This window comes from Schauerella aestuarii (genome assembly GCF_009866805.1).
GTDB lineage: Bacteria > Pseudomonadota > Gammaproteobacteria > Burkholderiales > Burkholderiaceae_B > Schauerella > Schauerella aestuarii.
Genome location: NZ_SIZW01000041.1, coordinates 799,679 through 808,678, shown reverse-complemented (window position 1 = coordinate 808,678; position 9,000 = coordinate 799,679). Strand labels below are relative to the sequence as shown.

Sequence of the window (9,000 nt, the reverse complement as noted above, 5' to 3'; positions counted from 1 at the left end):
TCAATCCCGGTGCATTTCTTCTAACGCTGCCATCTCCATGACACGGATGTCATCGAGAATCGTCGTCCAATCACTTCGCTTGATCCCCTGCGTCCGCATCACGAACGGCAAGGGCCCATAATCCAGCCCGGTCGCGCCCGTTATGCCGACACGCCACTGGGTACCCATCGAAATGAATACGTCGACGGATCGTTCGTTTTCAGCCCAAATCTCAACCCCCGTAGGTCTCACGTCCTCGACTGAAAGCCCAAACGCCCCAAGCTCCTTAGCGTCTGGCACCTTCCAGTAGAGGGCCTGGCCTACGGCCGTTAGTTTTTTGTGCGGGCCTTGTTGAGCTCGGCTGTATAGCAGTGGAAGATCGCCGGAACCGCTTGGTGATAGTTCTGAGTTACCTGGTTGAGCGCTTCAACCGAAAACTCGGTATCCACGTCTTTCCAGCCCTCGATGATCTCCGCCAGAATCTCGCCGTCCGATGCTTCGGACTTGCCGACACGATCGAAGTACTCTCGTGCTTCATCGCGCGTTTTGTGCTTGAAGATTAGCTTGAGGTCTGCATCTTTCTCGCCGGCGACCGGGATCTTCGCCGTCCCCTCGAAAGTTGGTTTGGCTATGACCTTAAACATTAGGCCCCCTCTGCGCTGTATCGGGTCGGCTCGCCGGTCATCGAGAGCGTGACGGTCAGGGCCATCGCTTCGTTCTTGGTAGTGCTCGGCATCTTGGACATGCTGACATAGGCATTGAACAGAATGATGGAGCCAGACGGCAACTGGAAGCGGACTGCCCGCGGTGTGCGATCGTCGTTTGCTTGTGTCAGCACCGGGTAATGGGCGAGCGTGTCATCGTCGGCGATGGTGAGCGTCATCTGCATGGCGCTGCGAATGGTCGGGATTTGGCGCTCGTCGCCCGTATCTTCGAGGAACGAATAGTTGTAGAACTGCTGTTCGCCACCGGACGATGCCGATTCCAGCACCTGGCTGATCTGCGTCCAACCCGAGACGCTGCGGGCAGTCCCCGCGCCACCGCCAGCTGGATAGCGGATAACGCTCGTGGTATTCACGCCGTCGAGCTCAAAGGTTCCGGCATCTGCATCGGCAACACGTCCAATGCGGCCGGCAAGGGACGACCAGCCAGAATTTACTTCGACGATAGCGCCGTCAGCGAAGCCATGGGTGGGTGCGCTGACGACGGCAGGGTTGGCGTTCGAAATGCCGGTAACGGGTACGGCAACCCCGTAGGTGGATGCGATCGATACAATCGCGCCGTTCGGAAGGCGGACGGTCATTGTGGAGCTCCAGTAAAAAAGCCACCCGAGGGTGGCTGTTGCGGTTGCCCGAACGGGCGGTTAAGTGGTGAACCAAATGGAAAAGTCTTGCTGCGACCCATACCAGCCGGTCGTTTCTTCATATCGGGAAAGCGCACCATTCAGCGTATCGGCCAACAATGTCGGGGAGAGCCTTACTGCGTCCTCGGCCTGTCGGATGATCGAGCCGGCTTCGGAGCGAGTCTTCGCCCACACGTTTATCTGAAACCGTCCATTCCGCTTGTCGGGCACGCCAGAGAGAAAATTGATTGGCTGACCACCCACCTGCTGGTAAACGATGAAAGGAAGCACGGGATTTTGCGGCGCGATGTCCGGGTAAGCTCGATTTCCTACCAGACCTTTCAGTACCGTGAACAAGTCACCTTCGACACTCATCCTGTCTCTCCTGCATCCGGCAATTGAGCGGGCCCAGCGATCTGCTCGGCGAGCAATTCGCCCATCCGTTCAACCGCGCGCTTTTCCATTGCCTTGATGACTTCTCCAGCGCGATCCCCTGCACGGCGAATGAATCCGACAGCAGTCGTCTGCTTCATGACGCGCTTGCCGCCTTCATTGACCGCGTAAAGGTGGCCGTTTTCGACCAGCCAACCATGAGGCGCTTTCTTGTGGTTCCACGAGACTTCGTAGACCTTGATTTGGCCGTTGGATAAGTCATCGGCAAAGACACGATAGATCGAATCCCTAAGTTTCCCGGACACCACCGGGACCAAATGCCGCGCTTCGTCGTAGTAGACAATCGAGCCGGCATGCGCCACCGATCGATACACCTTTTCCTGCAGGCCGCTCTCCAGGCGATCCAAATCACCGATGAGGTTGCCTTCGAAGCGGAGTGAAATATTGTCAGCCATTGGCCGTGTCCAGTCGCTCACAAACCAGATCAGTGTGCTGCCGGCCTGCCTCATCGTGCAGCACCGCTTGTATGCCGTAAACGGCGCCGGCGTGGATCACGCGCATTGCCGCGGTTATTCCCGGTCGGTACCGAATGCGGATTGAATATCGGGCCGCCGACACCTGAGAATCGGAAGCTGCCACCTCGAGGCCCGATTTTGCAGCGATGTTCGCCCATGCCGTGGCTACGTCCACCCATGCGTCAACTGGCTGCCCTGCGGCATCTTGCTCGCCGATCTCCTTTTGAATCACGACGGCTCGGTTCAGGCTTCCTGCTCGCAACATACTGGCTCCTTAAAACCGCTTGCGCGTCCAGAGCAAACTGGTGACCGCAAGGGGTACGGCGGTGGGAGCGGCGCCAACCACCACCGTCTCGCGGTTTGCATACCAGTGACCGACGAGTAGCAAAACGGCCTGCTGCACATCGGTGGTGTAGCCCATCTGCTCTGGCCCTGGTATGCCCTCTTCCACGATCTCGCAATTGCAGTGCTGCGCCACGAAAGCTTTTGCTGCAGATATGTAGACCTCGATCAACAGATCCTCGGAGTCGTGGTCGACGCGCAGATGCTGCTTGACGATGTCCAGATCCATTATTTGTTCTCTTTCGGGCCGGTTTGCTTATTGGCCGCAGGCTTGGCTTCTACCTTGGCCGCAGGCTTCACTTCTTCCGCCAGGCCACGGCCGATCAGGTCATGCGCATACTTGCTGTCGACGTTCTTGAACGTACGGCCGGCCTTGATCGCGGTCATTTCGGGATCCAGCGTGCGCGAGTCATCTTCAAATCCCCACTTGATCTTGATATCCATCTTGCTCTCCGATGTGGGAGGGGCCGAAGCCCCTCCCGTTGGATCAGGCTGCGAACGTGCCCTTCACGAAGGCGTAGGGACGGCGCACAGCCAGGCCCAAGCGCTCTTCCACCAGCACAACGCGCTGGTTCTTGATGAAGTCATCGTTGATCCAGCCAACCTTGACCGTGAAGGCCATGCGGTCGTAGATGCGGGCACCCTGCGCGAACGAGCCGACGAGGAACTCGCCGCCCGTGTCTTCGCCGTCGCCTTCATCCATGCTGTCGGATGCAACAACCGGCCGGCCCCAAAGAACCGGGGTCACCAGCCCCTGCAGATTGGCGAACAGGTAGCGATTGTCGGCGTCCTTCTGCAACTCGACGTTCATCCAGTCGAGCTCGGTCATGACCACCGCGTCGGCGGATCGCTTGGACTGCTTGCGCACTTGGTAGATCGCACGGCGAACCGTGTCGATTGCCGTGTCGCCAGCCTTCGACAGGGCCGCGTCGAACGTGGTGGCCTGCGTCATGATGCCGTTGAGGTTGTTGCCGGCACCCGAACCCTTGAGGATCTGACCTTCTTCAGCCAGCTTCAGGTCGTAGCGCAGCAGTTCCTGGATGTAGCTGTAGAGTTGCGGCACGTCGTCAAGCGCTTCGTCAGTGACGGGCATCCAGACGGCGATCTTCTTGACCGTATCGGTCTTCTGCTCGAACGTGACGTTGCTCTGCGGCTTAGCGCCACCTTCTGCCACCATGCCGGCGCCGCGCGTGTGCAGCAGTTCGACGAAGTAGCTGTAGCTTTGGCCGGTCACGGGCGTGGTCGGGATCAGATCGCGGATCTTGAGCTCTTGGCGCGGTTTGTCCTGAATGAGCGGGTCGTAGTTCGGCGCCACGATGCCGGCGCTGGTGACCTTCACTTCCGACATCGACGCCAAGTCGCCCTTGGTGATTTCGATTTCGGCCTTGTCCTGCTTGCGCTCGACGAGTTGCTTGTAGGCGTCGTTGCCCTTCACGAAGTCGATGAAGCCCTTCTTCTCGGCGCCGGGCGTGCGCAAACGAACGCCTTTTTCTTCCAGCTCTTGCACCTTGTCGATGACCTTTTGGACTTCGCCCTTTTGATTCTCGATCTGGCCCTTGAGTTCGTTGGTGACCTTCTCGCCTCGCTCTTGGCCTTCGATGACTTGGTCGTACTTCTTCTGCAGCCCTGCGAAACCGTCTTTCAGTTGCAGCTCGAGAGCGCCTTTGATTTCATTGATGTCCATTAAATGGCTCCGAAATGAGATGTGAATAGTTGAGAAACTGCCTTCAGCTCATCCACGATCTCCGTGGCCTCACTGCCACCGTCACGGTGTAGTGCGGGATAGCCGAGCGAAGCGACTGCCGCCGCTTCCTTCTGCGAGAGCCCCATGCGATCACGCAAGGCACCCTCGAAAAGACGTATGTCCGATTTCACGCTCGTGACTTGCGCTTCTGGGTTCATGCCGAAGGGGACGACAGATGCCTCCCACAATTCAGCCTCTTTGATGACCCGGACGGTGCGGCCAGCGCGCTCTTCGTAGGCCGCGGTTATGGTATTGAAGCCGATCGACATACTGTCCAGCGTGCCGTCCTTCATCAGCTCGTAGGCGTCACGCGCATACGAGACGTTCAGATTGATCTTGCCCTTCACGTAAAGGCCATGGTCGTCCTGCCGGAAATCGGCCGCGCCAATCAAGCGGGTGAGATCATGAAAAAGGGCCAGCTTTAGCTGACCCTTTCGTGTGGTTTTCACCTTGGTGAACGCCCCTGGGATGATGATGTCGTCACCCAGGTCGATGTTGTTGAATACCGAGGCATAACCCTCGAAATTGCCCGCATCATCGACTGCTTTAACGTCGAACGGGACTTCAAGTTTCGTTAGCATTGCTTTCCATCTCCCACAGAGTGACCCGGCCGTAATCGCCTCCGAGACGAGGAAGGTTCTCCAAATCGCGGACGTCGTCTACCGACATCCACCCAGATCCGTTATTGCCGCCCAAGGCGGCTGTGTAGTAAGAGGCCCGCGCGGCGCTATCGCCGCGCAATAGGCCTTCCATGCTGAACTCGACAAACAACGTGCTGTCGGCAAACAGCTTGTCGTTGATCTCGTCCTCGATCGCCTTCACATACGGGCCCAGCCCGTACTTCACGAATGTGCTGTCCTGTTGCTCCAGGTTCGAACCCTGAATCGAAGTCTTGCCAGCGCGGTTAGCGAGGTAAAGCGGCACGCCCCAAACACCGGCGAGCGCTTCTTCTTGAAATTGCTGCGACTCGATGAACTGGCTGTCTTTCTGACTGATGCCGGCCGGCACGATCGATGGGCCGCCCTGCAAGATGGCCATCTTCCCAATGTCTTCGACATCACCTTCGCGAATGTCAGGGAATTTCTTGAGGATCTGCTCCTGCTGGGTTTGCGTCAGGAATTCCTTATAGACAACGTAGCCACCGGTAAACCCGCCCTTGCGCATGAAGCGCGCTGACCAGTCCTGTGCGGTCTTCGCCAAGCCCATTGACTCGGCCATGCATTCGACAGGCGACATGCCGTTGATGCCATCGGCACTGAACAGCTTGAAGTGCAGCATGTTCTCAGGCGACACCGGAAATCGCTTGCCCTGCAACGTCACCCAATAGACCAAACCGTCGTCAGTGTTGACCTCGACATCATCAGCGCTCACCGGCACCGTACCAATCCATTCGTTCTGTCGGTTGCGCTCGATGATCGCGAAACCGTTGCCCCGCAACGCCATGTTTACGATCATGGCTTTGAGGAAATTCAGCCGGGTCATGTATGGATTAGGCTTACGCAGCAAGCGGGCGTTACGCCCCGTCTTTGGCGCCAGTACACGCACGCCTGTCGCATCGTCGTAAAGCTTCTGCGGTAGCCCCGCGCCAGTCTCGCTTAAGACTTTGACGCACGACCAGACGATCGGGATCGTCATCGCCTTGGTCGGCGTGATCACCAAGCCGGATTTCGTGCGCCGGCCGCCAATGGTCGCGTCAACCTCGACATAGTCCCCAGTCGCAGGATCGGTGTACCCGAACATGCGCCAGGACAGCGGGTTGTACCAACGAGATGCCATATTTAGCCTATAAGCCCAAAAAAGCCGTGTTCGATGTAATTCGCGATACCGCCCTGCGCCGCTGGATTCAGCGACATGAGGGAGATAGCGTTGAACGTGGCCATCAGCGGGTCAATCTTTGCGTACCCGGAAGCCTGTTTTGTGATGATTACGGCATTGCCCGCTGGCACGACCTTCGCGTTGCTAACGCACCAAGCCATCATCGGCTTGCCGTCGTGCACCAACTCGCCCTCGGCCAGCTTTCGCTCCGATGTCTTAATGGCGCCGGTCAGCTTCCACCCTTGAGATATGCCAATGACCTTGTCCGGCGACACTTCCGCCTCTGCGATAGCGTCAAGTACTGCGCCGATGCCGGCCGGATCGACGCCAACACGATCGAGCAGTCCTGACGCGTCCACCTGAGCAACCAACTGCGCCACCTCTGCCACGTCTTGGCCAATCTGCTCAACTAAGGTCAACGACCCATCGCGCGCAAAATCGCGTAGCCGCGGCGCAATTTCCTGGCGCCGCTGCAATACCGATGGATGGGCCCATGCATGCGTCCACAGAAGCCACCGCCTGGTGCCCTTCTCACGACCTACCGCAGCAAAGCCCAGTAGATCGTCCAGCCCGCCGCCGTCGATTCCGAGATCAATCACTTCGGATCGTTCGATGAGGTCTTCCAGAGTCAGTCCGATCTCTACGCCCTGATCCTCCCAGAATTCCGCGCCAGCCCAACGGTCTGAGCGCAGCGCCAGGCCTATTTCAACGTTGCCATGCTTCGCCATAAAGCCGCGGAACGATTCCTCGCCCCCCGCCTTGGCTTTCGCGTATTCGCGTGTTAGAAACGCCTCATCTACCGAATACCCGAGGTTCGGGTTAACCATCGCGAGGTTCTCGACCTTTAGGTGCTCTTTCGACGCCACCATCTCGGGCGGATGTTCGAAGATCACCGGCACAAAGCACCGATCTTCGATCTTTCCGTCGCGTACATCGCGTGCGTACTGCAGTTTTTGCTTGAAGACGCCTGCTGGCGGGTCGTCAGATTGCGTCGTCAGGTAGATCACGAAGCCTTCAGGCCGCGATGCCAAGCCACCGATCGCCTCGCGCAGCATGTTTTCTGCGTTCGTCTGCTTGCCGAAGAGCCACAGCTCGTCTACCAGGGTGCCGACCGACTTCTTTCCGCCGACCGTGTTCGAGTCAGCCGCGACAACCTTGAGCGTCGCACCTCTCTCACGGTGGGTGATTGTTTTGATATGGGTCTGGACGTGGAGAAGATCGCTCAGATCCTCGTCCTTTTGCGTCATGTCGCGAGATGGCGCAAAGCTGTTGTTCGCGATCTCGATAGTCGGCGCCAGAATCGAGAACTCTGCCGAGTCGCGCCAGTTCAAGATGATCGCGGTGATCATGATGCCGGCCGCGATCGTGGACTTCGAATTCTTTTTCGGCAGGCAGATAAACCATTCCGTGATCACCCGCCGGCCGCTTACCGGGTCGTACGCCCCGAAGATCGAAGCGACTAAGTCGAACACCCACTGGGCACATGCTTCGCCAAAGGTTGGGCTTCCTGGCGCGTCTACGATCTTCAATTGCTTGAAGACGTCCAACGCTTGCTCCGCCGACTCAGGAAATATGGGCGGCGGAATGATCGTTTGGCCCGCGCGCAGGCGTTCCGCCCAGTCTGGGCACGCTGTCGTCCATTCCATGGCTTATCGACCGCCCGGGATCATGCGTAATGGTGGTGCTGTCGACGAAAACTTCCCGCCCCCGGCCTTTTTCGCGGCGTCCTTCGCGGCGTCTTTCTTACCCGGCTCCGGCACCTTTGCATGCACGTAGGGCATCAGCGCCTTTGCCGCCTCAAGTCGCAACTTGGGCTCTTCGCCCAGGTCATTCATCAACTGGGTGAGGTAACGCTTGGGATCTGAGCTGTAAAGCGCGTCGGTAAGAGCTTGGTCGTCGGGAGGCGGCGCTTCGGCGTTGGTTGCGGCGGCGCTTGCTGCCGGTGCGGCGTTAACAGGCTTAACAAGGTCACCGCTGCCAGCCTTTCGTGCGAGTGCCGCGACCACGTCCTGATGCTTGGCCAGACGTGAACCTGCCGGGCCCGCAGTTTCAAGGCTGTAGCCCGCAGAAATGGCGGCTTGTTTGTTGGACGCTCCTTGGGCCTTTGCCTCAACAAACTTGCGTTGCTTGGCGCTCAAGGACATTAACAAACCTATTAACAGGGAAATTTTCTCTGAATGCGGGAACGGGCGGTCTAGGGTTTCGGGCTCCCCCAAGAATCCACCCCCCCCTACCCTCGGCACCCGCGGGAATGCCCCGCAGGCCGCTCCACAGGCCCGCTGCAGGGCGCTCGCAGCGGCGATAGGGAACCGCGCACTTCAATCAAGAGCGCGTCTCCTACGGCCTCTTATCGATCCGAAAGCTGACCGCTCGCTGCACCCATCGATTGACCTTGTGCCAGTCAGGCTCCAAGCCAGTCAACAGGTGCATGATTGCGACGCCGTGGATATAGGGATAGATCCACCACGCCACCCGGACGCGCACGATGATCGGCCTGCTGTTCATATCGACTGCGCCTCTTCGCGCTGCTTGATGCTGTCGTGACATGGCTTGCACAGCGGTTGCCAGTTCGCCTTGTCCCAGAACAGATTCATATCGCCTCGATGCGCAACCTTGTGGTCAACGACAGTTGCCGCTGCCACTCGCCCCTCACGCTCGCAATAGCAGCAGAGCGGATGCGACCGCAGATAACCCAGTCGTGCCTGCTGCCACTTATAGCCATACCCGCGCTGCGCCGATGTGGACTTGTCCGTGCGCCACGAGCCCGGCTGCATCGTCGCCAAGCGATTACCGACCAACGCTACACGTGGCTTCAATGTTGTGAGCTTGGGCATCAATCAGTTCCGCATATCGTCAGTAGCCGTAGTCCA

General features: G+C 58.5%; 14 protein-coding genes. All 14 read right to left on the bottom strand.

All coding sequences use genetic code 11. The annotated features are described in order from the left end of the window. Positions 1-279 (bottom strand): DUF1799 domain-containing protein, encoded by a 279-nt coding sequence (locus EYW45_RS25035; protein ID WP_161136121.1) that lies wholly within the window; start codon positions 277-279, stop codon positions 1-3. A 29-nt stretch (positions 280-308) separates the two neighbouring features. Next, positions 309-623 (bottom strand): phage tail assembly chaperone, encoded by a 315-nt coding sequence (locus tag EYW45_RS14670; protein WP_161136120.1) that lies wholly within the window; start codon positions 621-623, stop codon positions 309-311. Further along, positions 623-1,282 (bottom strand): phage tail protein, encoded by a 660-nt coding sequence (locus tag EYW45_RS14665; RefSeq protein ID WP_161136119.1) that lies wholly within the window; start codon positions 1,280-1,282, stop codon positions 623-625. Before EYW45_RS14665 ends, EYW45_RS14670 begins: the two co-directional genes overlap by 1 nt. A 60-nt stretch (positions 1,283-1,342) precedes the next feature. Further along, a complete protein-coding gene (locus EYW45_RS14660; RefSeq protein ID WP_161136118.1) occupies positions 1,343-1,696 on the bottom strand; it encodes a DUF3168 domain-containing protein in 354 nt (117 codons plus the stop codon). Continuing rightward, positions 1,693-2,169 carry an HK97 gp10 family phage protein gene (locus tag EYW45_RS14655; protein WP_161136117.1) on the bottom strand — a complete coding sequence of 159 codons (477 nt, stop codon included), beginning with the start codon at positions 2,167-2,169 and terminating at the stop codon, positions 1,693-1,695. The genes EYW45_RS14660 and EYW45_RS14655 overlap by 4 nt, the downstream gene beginning before the upstream one ends. Next, positions 2,162-2,494 (bottom strand): phage head closure protein, encoded by a 333-nt coding sequence (locus tag EYW45_RS14650; RefSeq protein WP_161136116.1) that lies wholly within the window; start codon positions 2,492-2,494, stop codon positions 2,162-2,164. The genes EYW45_RS14655 and EYW45_RS14650 overlap by 8 nt, the downstream gene beginning before the upstream one ends. Positions 2,495-2,503: 9 nt before the next feature. Beyond that, positions 2,504-2,800, bottom strand: a complete 297-nt coding sequence (locus tag EYW45_RS14645) for a head-tail connector protein (protein WP_202444710.1) — start codon at positions 2,798-2,800, stop codon at positions 2,504-2,506. Further along, positions 2,800-3,015, bottom strand: a complete 216-nt coding sequence (locus EYW45_RS24335) for a hypothetical protein (protein WP_202444709.1) — start codon at positions 3,013-3,015, stop codon at positions 2,800-2,802. The genes EYW45_RS14645 and EYW45_RS24335 overlap by 1 nt, the downstream gene beginning before the upstream one ends. 43 nt (positions 3,016-3,058) lie before the next feature. Beyond that, on the bottom strand, positions 3,059-4,255 hold the full coding sequence (locus EYW45_RS14640; protein ID WP_161136115.1) for a phage major capsid protein: 1,197 nt from the start codon (positions 4,253-4,255) through the stop codon (positions 3,059-3,061). After that, a complete protein-coding gene (locus EYW45_RS14635; RefSeq protein WP_161136114.1) occupies positions 4,255-4,896 on the bottom strand; it encodes an HK97 family phage prohead protease in 642 nt (213 codons plus the stop codon). The genes EYW45_RS14640 and EYW45_RS14635 overlap by 1 nt, the downstream gene beginning before the upstream one ends. Beyond that, the gene (locus EYW45_RS14630; RefSeq protein ID WP_161136113.1) at positions 4,880-6,091 is read right to left on the bottom strand and encodes a phage portal protein; all 1,212 of its coding nucleotides are present in this window, start codon (positions 6,089-6,091) and stop codon (positions 4,880-4,882) included. Before EYW45_RS14630 ends, EYW45_RS14635 begins: the two co-directional genes overlap by 17 nt. Positions 6,092-6,093: 2 nt before the next feature. Then, positions 6,094-7,776 (bottom strand): terminase large subunit, encoded by a 1,683-nt coding sequence (locus EYW45_RS14625; protein WP_161136112.1) that lies wholly within the window; start codon positions 7,774-7,776, stop codon positions 6,094-6,096. Between the two features lie 3 nt (positions 7,777-7,779). Beyond that, positions 7,780-8,274, bottom strand: a complete 495-nt coding sequence (locus EYW45_RS14620; RefSeq protein WP_161136111.1) for a terminase small subunit — start codon at positions 8,272-8,274, stop codon at positions 7,780-7,782. Positions 8,275-8,631: 357 nt separating this feature from the next. Next, the gene (locus EYW45_RS14615; RefSeq protein WP_161136110.1) at positions 8,632-8,964 is read right to left on the bottom strand and encodes an HNH endonuclease; all 333 of its coding nucleotides are present in this window, start codon (positions 8,962-8,964) and stop codon (positions 8,632-8,634) included. Between the last annotated feature and the right edge of the window lie 36 nt (positions 8,965-9,000).